Source organism: Microbacterium sp. T2.11-28, assembly GCF_950097975.1.
Taxonomy (GTDB): domain Bacteria; phylum Actinomycetota; class Actinomycetes; order Actinomycetales; family Microbacteriaceae; genus Microbacterium.
The window spans coordinates 159,814-179,795 of sequence record NZ_CATNHF010000029.1 but is presented as its reverse complement, the minus strand read 5'-3'; the positions used below and the strand labels follow the sequence as shown (position 1 = coordinate 179,795).

Below are 19,982 nucleotides of genomic sequence, written 5' to 3'. Positions count from 1 at the left end.
ACGACTCATGAAAGCACGCTTATGTTCTCCACAGTCTGCCGGGCGAATCGCCGTACGGCGGCCCTCAGCCCCCGGGGCGATCGATATAGCGCAGGGGGATCTCGATCGTGACCTCGGTGCCCGAGCCGAGGATGGTGTGCCAGTCGATGGTCCCGCCCAGTTCGCCCTGGATGAGCGTTCGGACGATCTGGGTGCCGAGTCCCCGGCCCACCTGCCCCTCAGGCAGACCGACTCCGGTGTCCCGGACGCGCACGCCGAGCTCCTCGTCGGTGCGCTCCGCGATGATCTCCACTTCGCCCTCCTGATCGGCCAGGCCGTGCTCGACGGCGTTGGTGACCAGTTCGGTGAGCGCGAGCGCGAGCGGCGTGGCGTACTCGCTCGGCAGAGTGCCGAAGGTGCCGGTCTTCACAGTCCGCGCCCGGGTATTGGGCGAGGCCGCGACTTCTGCGACGAGCTTGAGCACCCGGTCGAAGACGTCGTCGAAGTCGACGTTCTGCGCGAGGCCTTCCGAGAGCGTGTCATGCACGACGGCGATCGCCGAGACGCGGCGCATGGCCTGCGTCAGGGCGTCGCGCGCGTCGTCGGAGTGGGTGCGGCGGGACTGGATCCGCAGGAGTGAGGCGACGGTCTGCAGGTTGTTCTTGACGCGGTGGTGGATCTCGCGGATCGTCGCGTCCTTCGTGATGAGCTCCTGCTCCTGGTGGCGGATCTCGGTGACGTCGCGGCAGAGCACGATCGCCCCGATGCGGGTGCCGTGGTCCTTCAACGGAATCGTCCGCAGCGACACCGTGACGCCGCGCGCCTCGATGTCGGCCCGCCAGGGCGCGCGGCCGGCCATGACGATCGGCAGGGACTCGTCGAACTGTCGCGAGGCGGGCAGGAGCGCGGTGGCGACCTCGATGAGCGGTTCGCCCTCGAGCTCGTCGTCGAATCCGAGGCGGTTGAACGCCGACAGTGCGTTCGGGCTCGCGAACGTCGTGACGCCGTCCACGTCGAGACGGATGAGCCCGTCCGACGCGCGCGGCGCGCCGCGCCGGGGCGAGGTCGGTGCGGCGAGATCCGGGAAGTCGGCGGCCGCCATCATGCCGAACAGGTCGTCGGCGCAATCGTTGAAGGTGATCTGCTGCCGCGACGGCGTCCGAGCCTCACCGAGGTTCGTGTGCCGGGTGAGGACGCCCACCACCGTTGCCGGGCTGTCGGCGGTGGCGCGTGCGCGGACGATCGGCACGGCGCGCACCCGCGTCGGCGTCTCCTCGAACCAGTCGGGCGAGGCGGAATCCACGATCCTCAGCTGTGTGAAGGCGTCCCTCACCTGCGTGCGCCACTGCGGACGGACCCGGTCACCGACGATGTCGCGATAGAAGAGCGTCGCCGCCCCCGACGGGCGGGTGTGGGCCACCGCGATGAAGGAATCGTCGTCGGTCGGCACCCAGATCACGATGTCGGCGAAGGCGAGGTCGGCGAGCAGCTGGCCGTCACCGGCCAGGCGGTGGAGCCACTCCACGTCCGCCTCGCTGGATCGGCCCTGGGCGTAGACGAGATCGCTGAGTGTCGACACGACTCCAGGCTACCGACCTCGTCACACGCGCGGTGCGACCGGCCGCCGCGATGGTCGTCGTCGCCTCCGGCGCGGCGACGGGGGCGGGGGCGGCGGCTCGAGGGCCTCACCTACGAAGCGGCGGATCGCCGCCGTGAGCGCCGAGCGCCCAGCGGCCCGGAGTACGGGCTGCGCACTCAGCAGCGCGGCATCGACGGCCCGCGCGTCGGCAGGTGCGAACCACATCTCCCCCGCGCCGGCGTAGCGCTCGATCGCCCGACGCACCTGGGTGCGCGGATCGAGCCCGAGCACACCGGGCCGCGTCTTGTTGACGAGGATCCGCACCGGAGTCGCCCCGATCACGGCCCGCAGCTCGGAATGCGCGCGGACGAAGCGGGAGATCCCCACCGGATCGGCCGCGACGACCGCGACGACGAGATCGGCGACCCGCAGGGCGCCCAGGGTGGCGGCGTTGCGACGCGGCCCGTCGAGATCGCTGACGATCTCCTCGTCGAGTTCGAGTGACGCCGCGACGTCGACGACGACATCATCGGCCCAGTCCCGGCAGACGGTGAGCGCGGCCTGCACCCGCTCCACCGACAGTTCCGGCCACCGCCCCGGACGGTTGATCCCGGTGAGGACGCTGAGGCCGCCGTGCGGCAGGGATATCCGTTCGAGCTCGTCGACGGACAGGGCGCCTCGCGCGGCCTGGCGGCATGCCGCCGCGAACCCCGGGCCCTCATCCGCCAGCCCCGTCGCCAGCGCGACCGACGGCGCGTGCGAGTCCGCATCGACGAGGGCGACCCGGCGGCCGTCGCGGGCGAGCTCAGCCGCGAGCCCGATGGCGAGCGTCGTCCGCCCCGGCGACCCGGCGGCCCCCCACACCACGATCACGCGGCCACGGCCGCGGCCGACCGGCCGGGTCGAGTCCCCGGCCGCCGGGTCGATCACTTCGCGCGCCGGCGCATCGGCATCGACGGCGCGGACCCCGAATCGCTCCGCCAGCCGCCGGTCTGACGCGCGCGTGCACCGCGCGACGATGCGCACCCCGAAACGGTCGCACGCCGCCACCAGCGCCGCCGTCAGCGCGGCGCGGTCCGCGTCGACGACCAGTACGTCGGCCGACGAGAGGGCCGCCACCAGTCCGGCTGCTGCCGCGTCGGCGGTCGCGTCGGCCACCACCGCGGCAGGCGCGGTGGCCGCGACGACCGCGATCACCTCGACGCCCTCCATCCGCAGATCCTCGGCCAGCGCGCGCCCGCGCGCTCCGCCGGCGATGACCACCCTCACGGCAGCAGCCCCGACAGCGGCACCACGGAGAGCCGCGAGCCGTCGGCGAGGGCGGCGAGGGCGGCCGAGACGTCGACGCGGGCGATCACGAGCTCGAGCGACGTCTCCCCACCCCCCATCACGGTGTCTCCGCGCGTGACCGACAGGACGGTCGCCGACGGGACGAGCACGCGGGGCGTGCCGTACGTGCCGCGCTCGAGCTGCGGCGCCGCCCACACCTCGACCACGGTCCCGGCGCTGACCGCGACCGGCACATCGCCGGCCACGGGAAGCACCACCGTCGTCACCCGCGCCGCATCGGCGCTCCCCACTGCGGCGCGCGCGATCAGCTCGCCGCGCTCGATGGTGCGGGTGACGACCGCCCCGGGCTCCAGAGCGTCGGGAGACAGATAGCCTCCGCGAGCGGCGCCGAGCGCGACGTCGACGACGTGGAGGTCATCCGGCGAGATGGCCTCGCCGGGCACCAGCGTGCGCGCCGCCGCGAGAGCGGGAGCGGTCTGGCGCGCGGTGATCACGACAGCCCAGACACCGGCGACGGATCCGATGATGAGCACGATCCCGAGAAGGAAGCGGACATCCGCCCAGAAGGCGCGCGGGCGTGGACGGGCGTCGGTGGAGCTCATCGCCCCATGGTGGCGGGATCGCGCCGGCGCCGTCGGGACTGTCCACAACCGGCGGGAGACTCCGGGCGGGCGGTGCCGCGGGACGTTTTCTCCACAGTCGCCGCACCCCATGGCGCAGCATGAGCCGCGAGCGGATAATGGCGTCATGCCCGAAGCGCCTCGCCCCGACGTGCGCATGCTCGGCGCCGCGCAGGTCGCGGAGATGCTGAGCATCGACACGGACGAGGTCGTGGCTCTGATCCTCGACGGCCGGCTGCGCGGCGCGAAGCTCGGCTCTCCCCCGCGCTGGCGGATCGCCGAGGACAGCGTCGACGAGTACGTCGAGGAGCAGACCGAGGAGGCGCGGCGCATGGCGCTGTGGCGCGAGTCCAACGCCGCGAGCTTCCCGGAGCTGTGGGGACGCGGCGGCGCGCACGGCGACTGACCCGCTGATCGCGGACGACGGTCGATCGGATCAGGGAAGCGCGGCCGGGGCTTCCGGGCGCACACTGGCGACCGCGGCGAAGGTCACCAGGCGGTAGCCGGCGACCTCGCCGCGCCGCCGCGGGGCGCCCGCGTCGTGGAGAGCGAGATCGAAGTGGTCCGCTCCCGCCCGGTCGATCGTGCCGGTGAGCGATCTGCCGGTGGCGATCTGCACCCTCACCGGGACGCGCTTCCGGGCGAGGTCGCGCAACACGAATCCGAAGGTCATGCGACGTCGCAGCGCCGGACCCGCCGAGGCGCCGCGAGCGCTGCCGACGAGGTCGATCTGGGTGAGCCCGAGGGCGACCACCGCACTCAGGGGCACGAGCACGGCGTCGCCTCGCGGCTCCGGGGCGACGGCGACCCAGTCGGCGCCGACGGCGCTCACCCGCCCGACGAGCACCGTCTCGTCGCACAGCTCGAACGACACCGCTCCCTCGCCCTCCCCCGCCACGGCGACGAGGCGCTCGCGAAGGGTGATGCGCGACAGCCGCAGGCGCTCCGCCTCGGAGTCCAGCGCGGCCCGCTCGGCCTCCCATTCGGAGTCGAGCTGATCTTCCAGATCTTCGAAGAAGCGGTCCCAGCGCACGCCCAGAGCGTAGGCGATGCGGCCGGATGCCCTCGTCGCTGTTCCACAGGCGTGGACCGGCCTCGCGGGGGTCCACAGGTTGGAGCTTTCTCATACCGCCGTCGACGTGCGTGTGCTCTACTCATCCGGACTCCCCCCGTCGTGAGGAGGCCCGCCGTGTCCACAGCTTCTGGCGGAGCCCGATCCCGACCTCGCGTCGGCCGGGCTCTCGACGTCGCGGAGTACTTCGCGCCGCAACGCACCCCCAGTGTCGCGTTGCCGCCGCCGGAGCCGCTCGTGCGCAACCTGACCATCGGTGTCCTGGAGGTCCTGGCCGGCGTGCGCGAGGTCGAGCAGCTCGCGCGCTGGCTCGGGGAGGACGCCTTTCGAGCCCTGGTCACACGGGCGAATCTGTCGGCGCGCGCCCGCAGCGCCCGCGGCGTGCCGGCGGCGCGCCCCGTCCATCACATCCTGCGCATCCACCACTCGGCCCCCGCCGACGGCATCGTCGAGGCGGTCGCCATCGTGGCGGGACCGGTGCGCACGCGCGCCGTGGCCCTGCGCCTCGAGGGGTGGGACGGGCGATGGCGGGCGACATCGCTCGCGCTCCTCTAGGGCCGCCCGCCAGCGGCGCCGGCGACGACTACTGCCGGTAGGAAGACAGGAAGTTTCCGAGTCTCTCGACGGCTTCGGAGAGCACGCGCGCCTCGGGCAGTGTGACGATCCGCAGGTGATCGGGCGTCGGCCAGTTGAACCCCGTCCCCTGCACGAGCAGCACGTGCTCGGCGACCAGGAAGTCGTAGACGAACTTCGCGTCGTCGCGGATCTCGTGCACCTCGGGGTCCAGGCGCGGGAAGGCGTAGAGCGCCCCCTGGGGCTTCAGGCACGTGACGCCCGGGATCTTCGTCAGGCCCTCCCACGCGGCGTCGCGCTGCTCGTGCAGCCTCCCCGACGGCGCGATGAGGGCGTCGATCGACTGCACCCCCGACAGGGCCGCCTGGACGGCGTGCTGAGCCGGCACGTTCGGGCACAGCCTCGTCGAGGCGAGCAGCTGGATCCCCTCCAGGAAGCCCGCGGCGTGCTTCTTCGGACCCGTGATCACCATCCAGCCCGAGCGGTACCCGGCGACGCGGTACGTCTTGGAGAGCCCGTTGAACGTGAGGCAGAGCAGGTCGGGGGCGAGCGTGGCCAGCGGAATGTGCTCCGCGTCGTCGAAGAGGATGCGGTCGTAGATCTCGTCGCTGAGCAGCAGCAGGTCGTGCTCCCGCGCGATCTCGACGATCCCGGTCAGCACTTCGCGGGTGTAGACGGCGCCGGTGGGGTTGTTGGGGTTGATGACGACGATCGCCTTGGTGCGAGGCGTGATCCGCTCCCGGATGTCGTCGAGGTCGGGCTGCCAGCCGTTCTCGTTGTCGCAGCGGTAGTGCACAGGCGTGCCACCCGCAAGGCTGGTCATCGCCGTCCACAGCGGATAGTCCGGTGCGGGGATGAGGACCTCGTCGCCTTCGTCGAGCAGGGCCTGCATCGTCATCGTGATGAGCTCGGAGACGCCGTTGCCGAGATACACGTGGTCGGGGTCGAACGGGGGGAAGCCCTGGACCTGCTCGTAGCGCGAGACGATGGCCCGCCGCGCGGACATGATCCCCCGGCTGTCGCTGTAGCCGTGGGCGTGCGGGATCGCCTCGATCATGTCCCGGACGATCTGGTACGGCGCCTCGAACCCGAAGACGGCGGGGTTGCCGGTGTTCAGCTTGAGGATCGTGTGGCCGTCCGCCTCGAGGCGGTCGGCCTCGACCAGGGCGGCGCCGCGGATCTCGTAGAGGACGTCTTTGAGCTTCGACGACTGATCCAGGATGCGGGGACTCATCGGATCAGGATATCGCCGGGCTCGTGGTGCCAATCGACGGCGCGTGGCCCCCGCCGCGGCTCGGCGACGAGGGCGTGAACCGGTGGGCTACTTCTTCTTGCCCGCTGCGCGACGGTCGGCCCGGTTGAGCGGAGCGCTCTGCGACGGCTCCGGCGCCTCGGTGCGCTGACCGAAGGCGCCGCGCGGAGCCTCGGCGGGCGGGGCCTGCGTGGCCGCCGCCGCCTGGCGGAGCTTGCTCGTGGCCGCCTGCTGCACCTGACCGCGGTCGTTGCGGACCTCGACCTCGCCGGCGTCGTTGGCCGCCGTGTACTGCAGCTTCTGGGCCTCGACCGCGGGCGCCGTGAGCCCCTTGGCCTCGACCGACTCGCCGGCCTGACGCACCTCGACGTCCAGGTTGTAGAGGAAGCCGACCGACTCCTCCTTGATCTGGGCCATCATCGACTGGAACATCTGGTAGCCCTCGCGCTGGTACTCGATCAGCGGGTCGCGCTGGGCCATCGCACGAAGGCCGATGCCGTCCTTGAGGTAGTCCATCTCGTAGAGGTGGTCGCGCCAGCGGCGGTCGAGCACCTGCAGCACCACGCGGCGCTCGAGCTCGCGCATCGCCGCGCTGCCGAGGGTCTCCTCGCGCTTCTGATAGGCGATCTTGGCGTCGGAGAGGATCTCGCGCTTGAGCACCTCGGGGGTGACGCGGCCCTTGCTCCCACTCTCGGCGACGACCTCCTCGATGGTCACCCCGACCGGGTAGAGCGTCTTCAGCTCGGTCCACAGCGCGTCGAAGTCCCAGCTCTCGTTGTGACCGCTGCCGGTGTGGTCGTCGATGACGGCCCCGATCGCGTCCTCGATGAAGTGGTGCACACGGTCGGAGAGGTCATCGCCCTCGAGCATGTGACGACGATCGGCGTAGATCGCCTCGCGCTGACGGTTCAGCACGTCGTCGTACTTGAGCACGTTCTTGCGGATCTCCGCGTTGCGCGCCTCGACCTGCGACTGCGCGCTCTTGATGGCACGCGAGACCATCGAGGACTCGATCGCGACGTCGTCCGGGAAGTTGGTGCGCGCGAGGATCGCCTCGGCGGCGCCCGACTGGAACAGCCGCATGAGGTCGTCGGTCAGCGACAGGTAGAACCGGCTCTCGCCGGGGTCGCCCTGTCGTCCCGAGCGGCCGCGGAGCTGGTTGTCGATGCGACGGGACTCGTGGCGCTCGGTGCCGAGGACGTAGAGGCCGCCGGCGGCGACGACCTTCGCGGCCTCCTCGGCCACGGTGTCGCGCATGGCGGTGTAGACCTCGTCCCACGCCGCCTCGTACTCCTCCGGGTTCTCCTCGGGGTCGAGGCCGCGCGACTTGACCTCCTGCACGGCGAGGAACTCGGCGTTGCCGCCGAGCATGATGTCGGTACCGCGGCCGGCCATGTTGGTCGCGACGGTCACGGCGCCCAGGCGCCCGGCACGCGCCACGATCTCGGCCTCGCGGGCGTGGTTCTTCGCGTTCAGCACCTCGTGCTTGACGCCCTTCTTGGCGAGCAGGCGCGAGAGGTACTCGCTCTTCTCGACGCTCACCGTTCCCACGAGCACCGGCTGCCCGGTCGCGTGACGCTGGGCGATGTCCTCGACCACCTGCGCGAACTTCGCCTGCTCGTTCTTGTAGACGAGGTCGGACTGGTCCTTGCGGATCATGGGCTTGTTCGTCGGGATCGGCACGACGCCGAGCTTGTAGGTCGACATGAACTCGGCCGCCTCGGTCTCGGCGGTTCCCGTCATGCCGGCGAGCTTCTCGTAGAGACGGAAGTAGTTCTGCAGGGTCACCGTCGCCAGGGTCTGGTTCTCGGCCTTGACCGGGACCGCCTCCTTGGCCTCGATGGCCTGGTGGATGCCCTCGTTGTAGCGGCGTCCCACGAGGATGCGGCCGGTGTGCTCGTCGACGATCATGACCTCGTCGTTCATGACGACGTAGTCGGTGTCGCGCTTGAACAGCGCGAGCGCCTTGATCGAGTTGTTGAGGAACGAGATGAGCGGCGTGTTGGCCGACTCGTAGAGGTTGTCGATGCCGAGGTAGTCCTCGACCTTCTCGATGCCGGGCTCGAGGACGCCGATGGTCCGCTTCTTCTCGTCGACCTCGTAGTCCACGCCCGCCTCAAGGGTCTTGGCGATCTTGGCGAACTCGACGAACCAGCGGTTGGCCTCGCCCGACGAGGGACCAGAGATGATGAGCGGGGTGCGCGCCTCGTCGATGAGGATCGAGTCCACCTCGTCGACGATCGCGAAGAAGTGCCCCCGCTGGACGAGGTCCTCCTTGCGCCAGGCCATGTTGTCGCGCAGGTAGTCGAAGCCGAACTCGTTGTTCGTGCCGTAGGTGATGTCGGCGGCGTACTGCTCCCGGCGCACCTCGGGCGTCTGGCCCGCGATGATCGTGCCGGTGGTCATGCCCAGGGCGCGGTACACGCGGCCCATGAGCTCGGACTGGTAGGACGCGAGGAAGTCGTTGACCGTGATGACGTGGACGCCCTTGCCCGCGATGGCGTTCAGGTACACGGCGAACGTCGCGGTGAGCGTCTTGCCCTCACCGGTCTTCATCTCGGCGATGTTGCCGAGGTGGAGTGCCGCACCGCCCATGATCTGCACGTCGTACGGGCGCTGACCCAGTGTGCGCTTGGCCGCCTCGCGGACCGCGGCGAACGCCTCGGGCATGAGCTTGTCCAGCGACTCGCCGGCCTCGTGACGCGCGCGCAGCTCGGCCGTCTCGCCGCGCAGCTCCTCGTCGGTCAGCTGCGCGTAATCCTCTTCGAGGGCGCCGACGGCCTTCACGACCTGCTGGAGCCGCCGGAGGATGCGTCCTTCACCGGCACGGAGCAGTTTCTCGAGAGGGTTGGCCACGGAGGATCTCCATCTTTCGGGTGCGGGTGGCGCGGGGTGCCACCGGTGACGCGCGCCCATGCGCACAGCACAACTCCCCATGTTATGCGGTTGTGACCTTGAAGCGTGCTGTATACGGAGCACGGCAAGCGCTCAGTCTCGCCCGTCGCAGGAGTTCTAGGATCGAGCCATGGCCGGATTCTGGGGCAACCGCAAGAAGGAACGCGAAGCGCAGGCTGCGGAGGACGCCGAGCTCACCCGCCGTGCGAGTTCCGCCCTGGTCGCCGCCGACGAGCGCATCCGCACCACCAGCGACGAGCTCGTCTACGCGGAGGCCGAGCTGGGCGCCGATGCGACGCGTCCGCTGCGCGAAGCCCTGGACGCGGTGCGTCAGCATCTGGCCGAGGCCTTCCACCTCCACCAGCTGAACCACGACGAGATCCCCGACACCTCCGAGGAGCTGCAGTCGCGCGGCGCGCGGATCCTCCAGCTGTGCGAGTGGGCCCAGGAGCTGCTCGACGACCGCACCGAGGCGCTCGCCGGACCGATCGAGCGCGCGCGACGCGCACCGGAGATCATCGACGGGATCCGCCGCGACGTCGAGCGGCTGAGCGCGCGGCTGCCCCAGGTGAAGGTCACCATCGACCGTCTCACCTCCCGCTACTCCGCAGAAGCGCTTCGCAAGGTCTCCGGCAACCACGCCGAGGCCTCGCAGCTGCTCGACTTCGCGAGCCACGGCGCCGACATCTCGGAGCGCCGTCGCGAGTCGGGCCAGCGCGAGCAGGCGAACCTGGCCCTGGAGACGGCGATCGAGGCGGTCCGCCGCGCGACCACCCTGATCGACGCAGTGGACAGCTACGAGGTGGAGGCGCTGCGCGCCGAGTCCACGCTGGATGCGATCGTGCTCGACTCGCGCGAGGATCTCGCGGCGGCGCGCGACATCGCCGGCGTCCCCGCGGTCGCGGGTGCCATGACCGTCCTCGAGAAGGAGCTCGGCTCGCTGGCTCCGGCGGGGACGCCGACCGACCCGTTCGCCGAGCTCACGCGTCTGCGCGAGGCGAACGCGGCGCTGGACGTCGTGGTCGCCAAGGCGCGCGAGCGCGCGGCGCGCCCGGTCGTGCCGCAGGCGCACGTCTGGCACGCGATCGACGACGCCGACCGGCAGCTGGGCGTCGCCCGCAGCGTCATCTCCGGCCACCGGGGATGGATCGGCGCCGACGCGCGCACCCGGCTGGCCGAGGCGGAGCGCATCCGCCTCGACCTCGCCTGGAGCAGCGGCACCCCGGTGCCCGAGGACGACCGCGACCAGGCGATGGCCGATGCCCGCCGGTGCGGCCAGCTCGCCTCGGAGGCGCTCCAGCTCGCGCAGCGCGACATCGACTCCTCCCGCCCCCAGGGGCCCGGCGGCGGCAACTGGGGCGGCGGCGGATGGGGCGGCGGCAACCGCGGCGGCGGCGGCGACGTCATGGGCGGGATCCTCGGCGGCCTGGTGATCGGCAGCATCCTGGACGGCATCTTCGACTGACGCCCGGCGAGCCGGGGACGGACAAGGAAAGAGGGGGACGCCGCGCGGCGTCCCCCTCTTCCATCCCGGTGTCAGGAGGCGAGCTCCTGAACCGGCGGTGCCGATGCGGTCAGCGAGATGACGCCGTAGTCCCAGCCCTTGCGGCGGTAGACGACGCTCGGGTGATCGGTGCGTGCGTCGATGAAGAGGAAGAAGTCGTGGCCCACGAGCTCCATGCGGTCCACCGCCTCCTCGACGGTCATCCACTCCGCGTCGAAGTTCTTGGTGCGGATGACGACCGGCGTGTAGTCGGCCTCGTCGTCCTCGGCGGCGACGATGGGCACCTCGCCGGTGGCGACGGCATGCAGGACCTCGACCGAGGCCGGCTGCACGTCGATCCCCTCCAGCGCGCCGCTGCCCTTCTCGAACTTCGCACCGCGCGGGTGGTTGCGGGCATCGACGCGCTTGTCCTTGGCCCGTCGCAGCTGCTCTGCGAGCTTGTCCACCGCCAGGTCGAGAGCGACGAACTTGTCGCCGTCGGTCGCCTCGGCGCGGACCACGGGCCCCTTGCCGGTGACGGTGAGCTCCACCGTCTCCTCTTCGCGACCGCCGTTGTGATACGCGCGGTGCGTGACCTTGACGTCCATGCGCTGAGCGCGTGGAGCGAGGTTCTCGATGCGGGTGGACTTCTCTTCGGTGACGGTACGGAAGCGATCGCTGATACCCACCCCGACGCCGACGATGCTGGTTTCCATCCCTGACCTCCTTGTTCCGGGTCCTCCCGGTCAAGGGCGGACCCTGAGTTCGCCTTGTCCCCTCCACGCTATCCGCGCTTCACCCGGATGTCACGCACGGATTGCCCCAGTTTCGTCACCGCCGCAGTCGCCGCGGGGTCGCGGCCAGCGCGACCGCGCCCACCACCTCCACGCCCGCCGCGCGCAGCACCGCCACCGCTTCGCCGAGCGTCGCCCCCGTCGTCACGACGTCGTCGACGACCACCACCGGCAGCGCCGTCGACGCGCGCACGCGCATGGTCCCGACGACGTTGCGGGCCCGCTCGCCGCGGCCGAGACGTCGCTGATCTCCGGCGGCCCGGCCCGGGGCGAGCAGCCGGACCGGGCGCACCCCCGCCCCGCGCAGCAGCACCTCGACGACGGAGTAACCGCGCCTGCGGATCGCGGCGCGCGAGGCAGGGACCGGCGCCACCGCGACCCCGCCCGCACCAGCTCCGCCCGGGACCCTGCCGAGGCCGTGCTCGAGCGCGTCGCCGAGCGCCGTGCCGAGCGGACGGGCGAGCCCGGTGCGACCGTCCTCCTTGAGCGCGCGGATGACGCTCGCGGGCACGCCGTCGAACTGCAGCGCGGTCGTGAGAGGGGTGCCGTCGGAGAGGAGGCTCGAGCGCGGGCGAGGCATCAAGAGCGCCCGGCACGCGCCGCACAGCTCGACTCCGGGCAGGTCGCAGCCCGCGCACCAGGTGGGGATCAGCAGCGACAGCGCACCGGCGAACGCCGCGCGGAGGCCGCGACCATGCGGCGAGTACGCGCGCGGATCGGGGCGGGCGGCATCGAGCTCGGTCGGAGGCGGCATCCGGCCAGCCTGTCGTGACCGCGAGGCACGCGGGCGCCGCAGGGACGATCCGGGAGGACGCGCGGCACGACCGCGGCTGGGGAGGACGGGACGGCGGCTGCGGCGCGGCGGGTCAGCCCGGCGAGCCCTGCTGGACGACGAGCACGGAGATCTCCGACGCGAGCGGCGACCAGGTCGCCCCGCGCTGCCCGTACAGCTCGCCGTCGCGGTCGAGCAGACGCACGGCTCCCGGCTCGTTGCCGCCGGCGATCGCGACCCCTCCGGCCGGCGCCCGGGTGGAGGCGGACGGGCCTCCGACCTCCTGCTCGACGACCACGCGTCCCCCTTCGGCCTCGGCGAGCGCCGCGAGGGTGGATCCGTCGAGCCACGCGAGGTCGATCCCCTCGCCCGGCAGCGCGCCCAGCGAGTACTGCTCGCTGAGCCTCACCGGCGCCCCGGCGTCGTCGCGCACGATCCCGGCGACCATGATCGTCGGCTGCGTGCCGTCGCGCATCAGCGCGGCGATGCGCGTGCCGTCGCGCGAGACGCGCACCGCGTAGGCCTCGGTCGCGCCCGGCCACGCATCGGCGACCTCGAAGGTGTCGCCGTCGGGCCCGAACGCGAGAAGCGCGGACGGGTCGCCGGCGGGCACGGAGTATATGTAGCCCGCGGCGTCGACGGTCGGGGCCAGGAGGCCGGCGCGCGCGTCCAGCGATTCCCATCGCGAGTCCGCCAGGACGCGCCGCACCTCGCCGGCCGAGGTCCGCACGGCGGCCACGGCACGATCGGCGTCGATCTCGACGGCGTCCGGAGCGACGTCGCCGAAGGCCTGGGCGAAGCTCGCCAGCGGTTCGACCTCGGCACCCGAGAGGAAGCCGAGCGAGGACCCGCTCAGGACGAGGGCGCGCGCGTCGACGCGGGTGCTGCGCACCGGCACGATGCTCGCGTCCAGTGCCTGTCCGTCGACGAGCAGGTCGACGTCGCGGACCCCTGCGCTGGCGAGGCTCTGCTCCAGCTGGGTCTGCATCCGATCCAGTGTGAGCTGGTCGAGATCGCGCGCCGGCGGCCGCAGCGACACCTCGGCGGTCTGCGAACGCACGGGGACGAAGGGCCCGCTCAGCCCCACGTTCTCGGAGAACGCGGTCGCCACCGAATCGAGGAGCCACGGACTGGGCCCGGCCACCAGGGCCTCGGCGATCCTCACCGGCGCGTACTCGACCGTGAACCACCTCTGGTCGGGCACCAGATAGGTCCACGACGGGTCGAAGAACATCAGCGAGTAGGCGCGGTAGACCGACGAGAACCGGTTGCGATCGAGGACGATCCCGTCGGGCGCTTCGCTGATGCGCCACTCGCCCGCCACCTGCTCGAGCCGGTAGGTGAGCGCGATGGGCTGCCCGGACGCGGTCGCGTAGGCGCCGATGTCGTCGACGGACGCCTCCTGGGTGACCGAGACGGTGACCTCGCCCTCGGCGGTCTCCACGACGGCACGCTGGCCCGGCGTGTACACGGTGACGCCGGCGCTCGGGTTCCAGTCGCTGTCGTCGGTCAGGAACAGTCGCGCGGTGCCCCAGTCGTTGCGCGGTCCCGTCCCCGCGTCGATGAACCCCTCGACCACCTGCTGGGGCGTCATCCCGGGGATCGGCTCGTCGGGGTTGAAGGACACCGCCGGCTCCTCCCCCGCCTCCGCCACGGTGCGGCCGAGCTTGACCGGCCCGCTCACGGGAAGACCGGCGCACGCGGCGAGCACCACCGTCAGACCCGCGGCGGTCAGCGCGGCCGCGATACGTCGCCAGCGCCTCGCGCTCATGACGGACCTCCTCTGCCGGCGGTCGGGATGTCGATCGGCTGGGTGAGGCCGAGGTCGTCGAGCGGAGCACCGTCGTCGCCCGGGTCGACAGCGATGGGAGAGGACGATCCGATGCGCGCCCCGCCCCGAGGGAGGGTGAGCACGAAGTTGGTGCCGCGTCCGAGCTCCGACCACACCGCGAGCCTGCCGCCGTGCAGACGCGCGTCGCCGAGCGCGATCGAGAGCCCGAGCCCGGTGCCGCCGATGGTCCGCTTGCGCGACGGGTCGGCGCGCCAGAACCGGTCGAAGACCCGCTCCACCTCCTCGGCACGCATGCCGAGGCCGAAGTCGCGCACGCCGACGGCGACCGAGCGCTGGTCGCTGTCGACCGTGACCACGATGGGGCGGCCCTCGCCGTGCTCGATCGCGTTGCCGAGCAGGTTCCGGACGATGCGCCGCACGCGGCGCGGATCCATGTCGACCGGACTGTAGCCGCCCGGCGCCACCAGACGGACATCCGTGCCGTGCTGGTCGGCGAGCTGCTCCATCGAGGCGATGACGTCCTCTGCGAGGTGGGCCAGGCTCGTCGGCTCGGTCTCCAGCTGCACGGAGCCCGCGTCGTACCGGCTGATCTCCAGCAGGTCCGTGAGCAGCATCTCGAAGCGCTGCACCTGTGCGTGGAGCAGCTCCGCGGCGCGGGCGGTGGTCGGATCGAACTCGGTGCGCTGGTCGTTGAGCATGTCGGAGGCCAGGCGGATCGTCGTCAGCGGTGTCCTCAGCTCATGGGAGACGTCCGAGACGAATCGCTGCTGCACGAGGGACAGCTCGGCGAGCTCCTGGATCTGACTCTCGATGCTGTCCGCCATCGCGTTGAACGAGCGGCCCAGCGTCGCGAACTCGTCCTCGCCCTGCACGGGCAGCCGCACCTTCAGGTCTCCGGCGGCGAGCTTGGCGCTCGTCTCGGCCGCCTGCCCGATCGGGACGGTCACCGACCGGAGGACGAACCACGAGATGGCGCCGATGAGCACCACCAGGGCGAGGCCCACGCCCCACAGCGTCGCCTGCACGAAGCTCAGGGTCGACGCCTCGGAGGCGAGGTCGTAGGCGAAGTAGAGCTCGTACGCGCCCGCTTCCGGCAGCACGAGCTGCTGGCCGACCACGACGCCCGGAACGGTCCCGCCGTCGTCGGTGGGGAGGCTGATCGACTGCCAGTACTGGTGATCGGGATCGGCGGCGACGGCCGCCCGGAGATCGGGCGAGAGGAGCGCGCCCAAGCCGCCGACCTCGACGTCCTGCGGCGCCACCACCGAGGGCGCGGACGAGATCCGCAAGAGCGCATAGATGTCGGTCGCCGCTTGGCGGAACTGCGTGTTCTGCACGTCGCTCATGACGTTCTGCAGCGCCACGGCGTTGCCCTCGATGGAGGCGGAGTCCAGCGTCGTCTGCGCCGCCAGGGTCGCCTGCTGCGCCGAGGCCTCCACCTGGGTGATGCGCGACTCGAACAGATCGTTCTGGATCGCGAGGGCCATCCATACTAGCGCGACGAGGATCGTCAGCGCGGTCAGACCGAGCGTGACGGCGAGCGTGCGGAAGCGCAGCGACCGCCGCCACGCGTACCGGACGTTGTCGGGCCACGCCCGCCACTCGCGCCACGTCGGTAGCGCCGCCGTGCGCACGGGGCCGGTCGCCGAGGTCACGCCGCTACACCGCGGCCCCGGCGCGGTAGCCGACACCGCGCACCGTCATGACGATCCGGGGGTTGTCCGGGTCGATCTCGACCTTGGCCCGCAGACGCTGGACGTGGACGTTCACGAGCCGGGTGTCGGCCTTGTAGTGATAGCCCCACACCTGCTCCAGCAGCGCCTCGCGGGAGAAGACCTGCTGCGGCTTGGAGGCCAGCGCGACGAGCAATTCGAACTCCAGCGGGGTCAGCGCGATCACCTCGTCGCCCCGGCGCACCTCGTGGGCGGCGACGTCGACCGACAGGTCGCCGATGCGCAGCACCTCCGCGGGCGGCGCGGCCGCCGGGCGCAGCCGGGTGCGGATGCGCGCCACCAGCTCCTTGGGATTGAACGGCTTGACGATGTAGTCGTCTGCTCCCGATTCGAGCCCTCGGACCACGTCGGCGGTGTCGGTGCGCGCCGTCAGCATGATGATGGGCACGCCGGACTCCGCCCGGATGCGCGTGCAGACCTCGATCCCGTCCATGCCGGGGAGCATGAGGTCCAGCAGCACGAGCTCGGGCCGCTCCTGCCGCCACACGTCGACGGCAGCGGCTCCGTCCGCGCAGAAGACGGGCTCGAACCCCTCGGTGCGCAGGACGATGCCGATCATCTCTGCCAGTGCGGTGTCGTCGTCGACGACCAGGATGCGGGAAGCCATCTGACCCATTCGTCCTTCGGGTTCGGCGGATGCCGTCGCGCGCCGGGTGGAGTGCGCTGACTCACACAGTATCGGACGAGTCTGGAACGACGGTCGGAGCGCGGGCGGCGCCGCCGTGCGGTCGCGCGCCGGAGGACCAGCCGGAGGTCGCGCCGACGCGTGAGGACGCGGACGGACACGAAACGTCATCACCAGGCCGCGCGCGAGTCCCTTCCTGTGCAAACGCCGAGAACGACGGCAGAATCACTCCCAGCAGGATTGCTCACCGAACAAAGGACTGCTCATGAGCCCCGATCCCATTCCGGACACCCCCGTCACCCCCACGCCGCTGGACCACACCCCTGCCGCGTCCGGACCGACGACGAGCATCAAGCTGCTCGCCGAGGCGGCGGGCACCTTCCTCCTCGTCTTCGGCTCGATCAGCGCGGCGCTGTTCGCCGCGGACTTCGGCGTCGGCGGCAACGGCAGCTCCCTCGGCATCGGCTTCGTCGGGGTCGCCTTCGCGTTCGGCCTCACCGTCGTGGCCGGCGCCTACGCGTGGGGCCCCATCTCCGGCGGCCACTTCAACCCGGCAGTGACGCTGGGCCTGGCCGCGGCGGGACGGTTCCCGTGGAAGGACAGCGTGGGCTACATCATCGCCCAGATCGTCGGCGGCGCGATCGGCACGAGCCTCATCGTCCTGATCGGCCTGTTCGGCCCCGACGGGTGGCTGTCCGAGCGGCAGGCCGGCGGGTTCGCCAGCAACGGCTTCGGGGAGCACTCCCCTGGCGGGTTCGGCCTGGGCGCCGCGATCACGGCCGAGATCCTCTTCACGGGCATCTTCGTCCTGGTGATCCTCGGCGTCACCCACGCGACGCGCGGCACCAAGCTGGCCGGCCTCGTGATCGGGCTCACCCTCACGCTCATCCACCTCGCCTCGATCCCGATCGACAACACGTCGGTCAACCCGGCGCGCTCGATCGCGACGGCCATCTACGGCGGCGGCGACGCGCTGCTGCAGTTGTGGGTGTTCCTCGTGTTCCCGATCGTCGGCGCCCTGATCGCCGGCTTCGCGCACCGCGCGCTCTTCGACGGCAAGACCGCCGGCTGACACCGCCCGTTCCGACTCGTCGCGGCGCTCCACGCTCAACGGCCGGGGGAAGACATCACCCCCGGCCGTTGAGCGGGCACAGCGAGGCGAGACGCCTCGCACGACCCGTCAGGCGTGCAGGTCGAACCGGTCCAGCTCGGTCACCCGGCCCCAGGCCGCCACGAAGTCGCGGACGAACTTCTCGGCCGCGTCGTCGGAGGCGTACACCTCGGCGAGCGCGCGCAGCTCGGAGTTGGAGCCGAACAGCAGGTCCACGCGGGTGCCCACGCCGACCTTCTCCCCCGAGCCGTCCTTGGTGCCGGCGAACGCGTGCGCCCCCGGGTCCAGCGGCTTCCACGTCGTGCCGAGGTCGAGGAGGTTCACGAAGAAGTCGTTCGTGAGCACGCCCGGCCGGTCGGTGAACACGCCGTAGGGCGATCCGTCCCAGTTCGCCCCGAGCACCCGCAGACCGCCCACGAGCACCGTCGTCTCGGGCGCGCTCAGGGTGAGCAGGTTCGCCTTGTCGAGGAGGAGGTGCTCGGCCGGGAGTCCCGAGGCCGTGGCCAGCGGTCCCTGGTAGTTGCGGAATCCGTCGGCGGCGGGCTCGAGGTACGCGAACGACTCGACGTCGGTCTGCTCGGCCGAGGCGTCGGTGCGACCGGGGTGGAAGACCACCTCGGCGTCGACGCCGGCATCCTTCGCGGCCTTCTCGACGGCCGCGTTGCCCGCCAGCACGATGAGATCGGCGAGCGACACCTTCTTGCCGGCAGGCTCGGCGGCGTCGAAGTCCGCCTTGATGCCGCCGAGGATCCCCAGCACCTTGTGGAGCTGCGCCGGGTTGTTGACCTCCCAGTCCTTCTGGGGCGCCAGGCGGATGCGGGCTCCGTTGACGCCGCCGCGCTTGTCGCTGCCGCGGAAGGTCGACGCCGCCGCCCACGCGGTCGAGACGAGCTCGGACACGGTGAGGCCGGACTCGAGGACGCGCGCCTTCAGCGCCGCCGCGTCCGCGTCGTCGATCAGCTCGTGGTCCACCGGCGGGACGCGGTCCTGCCAGATGAGCTCCTCGTCGGGCACCTCGGGGCCGAGGTAGCGCTCGATCGGGCCCATGTCGCGGTGGGTGAGCTTGAACCACGCCCGCGCGAACGCGTCGCCGAACGCCTCGGGGTCGTCCTTGAACCGCCGCGAGATCTTGTCGTACTCCGGGTCCATGCGCAGCGCCAGGTCGCTCGTGAGCATGCGCGGCTCGCGTCGCCCGTTCGAGTGGGCGAGCGGCACCATGTCGGCGCCGCCGCCGTTGATGGGGCGCCACTGGTGGGCCCCGGCCGGGCTCTGGAAGAGCTCCCACTCGTATGCGTAGAGGATGTGGAAGAACTCGTTGTCCCACCGGGTCGGGTGGTACGTCCAGGTCACCTCGAGGCCGGAGGTGATGGTGTCATCCCCCTTGCCGGAGGCGTGATTGTTCTTCCAGCCGAGGCCCTGCTGCTCGATGCCCGCCGCCTCGGGGTTGTCCTCGAGGTTCGCGTCGGGCGCGGCGCCGTGGGTCTTGCCGAAGGTGTGGCCGCCGGCGATGAGGGCGACGGTCTCCTCGTCGTTCATCGCCATCCGCGCGAAGGTCTCGCGGATGTCGCGAGCCGACGCCAGCGGGTCGGGCTGACCGTTCGGGCCCTCGGGGTTCACGTAGATGAGACCCATCTGCACCGCGGCGAGCGGCTTCTCGAGGTCGCGCTCGCCCGTGTAGCGCTGGTCGCCGAGCCAGGTGGTCTCGGGTCCCCAGTACACGTCGTCGTCGGGCTCCCAGACGTCGGGGCGCCCGCCGGCGAAGCCGAAGGTGCGGAAGCCCATGCTCTCCAGCGCGACGTTGCCGGCGAGGATCATGAGATCGGCCCACGAGATGTTCTGGCCGTACTTCTTCTTGACCGGCCACAGCAGGCGGCGGGCCTTGTCGAGGTTGACGTTGTCGGGCCAGCTGTTCAGCGGGGCGAAGCGCTGCTGTCCGGCGCCGCCGCCGCCGCGGCCGTCCATCACGCGGTAGGTGCCGGCGGAGTGCCAGGCCATGCGGATCATGAGGGGGCCGTAGTTGCCGAAGTCGGCGGGCCACCAGTCCTGCGAGGTCGTCAGCGTCTCGGCGATGTCGGCCTTGACGGCGGCGAGATCGAGGGTCGCGAACGCCGCGCGGTAGTCGAACTGCTCGCCGAGCGGGTTGGCGATCGCGGGGTTCTTCTTGAGGATGCGCAGGTTCAGCTGGTTCGGCCACCACACGTTGTTGGCAGAGCCGCTGGTGGGGTGCGGCTGCGCGTGGACGACCGGGCACGTCGCCGCCTCCTTCGCATAGGCCTCGTCGGTGTCGGTGACGGTGACGGACTGGTCGATGTCGGTCGGGTTCTCCCCGATCGGCGAGACGCTCTCGTCGTGGACGCTCATGGTGTTCCTTCCTCGGCGGGTGGTCGATGTGTCGGTGGGCGGTCGGGCGGT

16 protein-coding genes are annotated in these 19,982 nt (G+C 71.4%); 4 read left to right on the top strand and 12 right to left on the bottom strand.

Annotated features, from left to right (window positions below; genetic code table 11):
* Positions 1 to 64: 64 nt before the first annotated feature.
* From QQZ13_RS13400 to QQZ13_RS13390, 3 genes are read right to left on the bottom strand one after another with little or no spacing between them, the layout of a single operon-like run.
* Positions 65 to 1,558 (bottom strand): sensor histidine kinase, encoded by a 1,494-nt coding sequence (locus QQZ13_RS13400; protein WP_284529824.1) that lies wholly within the window; start codon positions 1,556 to 1,558, stop codon positions 65 to 67.
* A 21-nt stretch (positions 1,559 to 1,579) separates the two neighbouring features.
* Entirely contained in the window at positions 1,580 to 2,827 is a 1,248-nt protein-coding gene (locus QQZ13_RS13395) for a hypothetical protein (protein ID WP_284529822.1), read from the bottom strand.
* Positions 2,824 to 3,450: an SAF domain-containing protein gene (locus QQZ13_RS13390; RefSeq protein ID WP_284529821.1), complete on the bottom strand. Its 627-nt coding sequence runs from the start codon at positions 3,448 to 3,450 to the stop codon at positions 2,824 to 2,826. The genes QQZ13_RS13395 and QQZ13_RS13390 overlap by 4 nt, the downstream gene beginning before the upstream one ends.
* 145 nt (positions 3,451 to 3,595) lie before the next feature.
* On the opposite strand from QQZ13_RS13390, the gene QQZ13_RS13385 reads away from it, so the two are divergent.
* A complete protein-coding gene (locus QQZ13_RS13385) occupies positions 3,596 to 3,874 on the top strand; it encodes a helix-turn-helix domain-containing protein (protein WP_284529820.1) in 279 nt (92 codons plus the stop codon).
* Between the two features lie 30 nt (positions 3,875 to 3,904).
* Here the strand turns inward: QQZ13_RS13385 and QQZ13_RS13380 are convergent, their stop codons facing one another.
* The gene (locus tag QQZ13_RS13380) at positions 3,905 to 4,501 is read right to left on the bottom strand and encodes a hypothetical protein (RefSeq protein WP_284529819.1); all 597 of its coding nucleotides are present in this window, start codon (positions 4,499 to 4,501) and stop codon (positions 3,905 to 3,907) included.
* 156 nt (positions 4,502 to 4,657) lie between these two features.
* On the opposite strand from QQZ13_RS13380, the gene QQZ13_RS13375 reads away from it, so the two are divergent.
* Positions 4,658 to 5,095, top strand: a complete 438-nt coding sequence (locus tag QQZ13_RS13375) for an Rv3235 family protein (RefSeq protein ID WP_284529817.1) — start codon at positions 4,658 to 4,660, stop codon at positions 5,093 to 5,095.
* Positions 5,096 to 5,123: 28 nt separating this feature from the next.
* On the opposite strand, the gene QQZ13_RS13370 is transcribed toward QQZ13_RS13375, so the two are convergent.
* Both QQZ13_RS13370 and secA read right to left on the bottom strand, forming a co-directional pair.
* Positions 5,124 to 6,347, bottom strand: a complete 1,224-nt coding sequence (locus QQZ13_RS13370; protein WP_284529815.1) for a pyridoxal phosphate-dependent aminotransferase — start codon at positions 6,345 to 6,347, stop codon at positions 5,124 to 5,126.
* 87 nt (positions 6,348 to 6,434) lie between these two features.
* Complete coding sequence (secA, locus tag QQZ13_RS13365) at positions 6,435 to 9,221, bottom strand: preprotein translocase subunit SecA (protein ID WP_284529813.1); 2,787 nt, start codon at positions 9,219 to 9,221, stop codon at positions 6,435 to 6,437.
* 169 nt (positions 9,222 to 9,390) lie between these two features.
* On the opposite strand from secA, the gene QQZ13_RS13360 reads away from it, so the two are divergent.
* Entirely contained in the window at positions 9,391 to 10,725 is a 1,335-nt protein-coding gene (locus QQZ13_RS13360; RefSeq protein WP_284529810.1) for a hypothetical protein, read from the top strand.
* Between the two features lie 71 nt (positions 10,726 to 10,796).
* Here QQZ13_RS13360 and raiA read toward each other — a convergent pair whose 3' ends face one another.
* The 5 genes from raiA to mtrA form a co-directional block, all read right to left on the bottom strand.
* Positions 10,797 to 11,459 (bottom strand): ribosome-associated translation inhibitor RaiA, encoded by a 663-nt coding sequence (raiA, locus tag QQZ13_RS13355; protein ID WP_284529809.1) that lies wholly within the window; start codon positions 11,457 to 11,459, stop codon positions 10,797 to 10,799.
* Positions 11,460 to 11,574: 115 nt separating this feature from the next.
* Positions 11,575 to 12,291 (bottom strand): ComF family protein, encoded by a 717-nt coding sequence (locus QQZ13_RS13350; protein ID WP_284529808.1) that lies wholly within the window; start codon positions 12,289 to 12,291, stop codon positions 11,575 to 11,577.
* A 112-nt stretch (positions 12,292 to 12,403) separates the two neighbouring features.
* Positions 12,404 to 14,080 carry an LpqB family beta-propeller domain-containing protein gene (locus QQZ13_RS13345; protein WP_284529807.1) on the bottom strand — a complete coding sequence of 559 codons (1,677 nt, stop codon included), beginning with the start codon at positions 14,078 to 14,080 and terminating at the stop codon, positions 12,404 to 12,406.
* Positions 14,077 to 15,756 (bottom strand): MtrAB system histidine kinase MtrB, encoded by a 1,680-nt coding sequence (gene mtrB / locus QQZ13_RS13340; RefSeq protein WP_284529806.1) that lies wholly within the window; start codon positions 15,754 to 15,756, stop codon positions 14,077 to 14,079. The genes QQZ13_RS13345 and mtrB overlap by 4 nt, the downstream gene beginning before the upstream one ends.
* A gap of 4 nt (positions 15,757 to 15,760) precedes the next feature.
* Positions 15,761 to 16,441 (bottom strand): MtrAB system response regulator MtrA, encoded by a 681-nt coding sequence (gene mtrA, locus QQZ13_RS13335; RefSeq protein ID WP_284529805.1) that lies wholly within the window; start codon positions 16,439 to 16,441, stop codon positions 15,761 to 15,763.
* 283 nt (positions 16,442 to 16,724) lie between these two features.
* On the opposite strand from mtrA, the gene aqpZ reads away from it, so the two are divergent.
* Positions 16,725 to 17,531 carry an aquaporin Z gene (aqpZ, locus tag QQZ13_RS13330; protein WP_284529804.1) on the top strand — a complete coding sequence of 269 codons (807 nt, stop codon included), beginning with the start codon at positions 16,725 to 16,727 and terminating at the stop codon, positions 17,529 to 17,531.
* Positions 17,532 to 17,639: 108 nt separating this feature from the next.
* On the opposite strand, the gene katG is transcribed toward aqpZ, so the two are convergent.
* The gene (katG, locus tag QQZ13_RS13325) at positions 17,640 to 19,931 is read right to left on the bottom strand and encodes a catalase/peroxidase HPI (protein WP_284529803.1); all 2,292 of its coding nucleotides are present in this window, start codon (positions 19,929 to 19,931) and stop codon (positions 17,640 to 17,642) included.
* Positions 19,932 to 19,982: the final 51 nt, after the last annotated feature.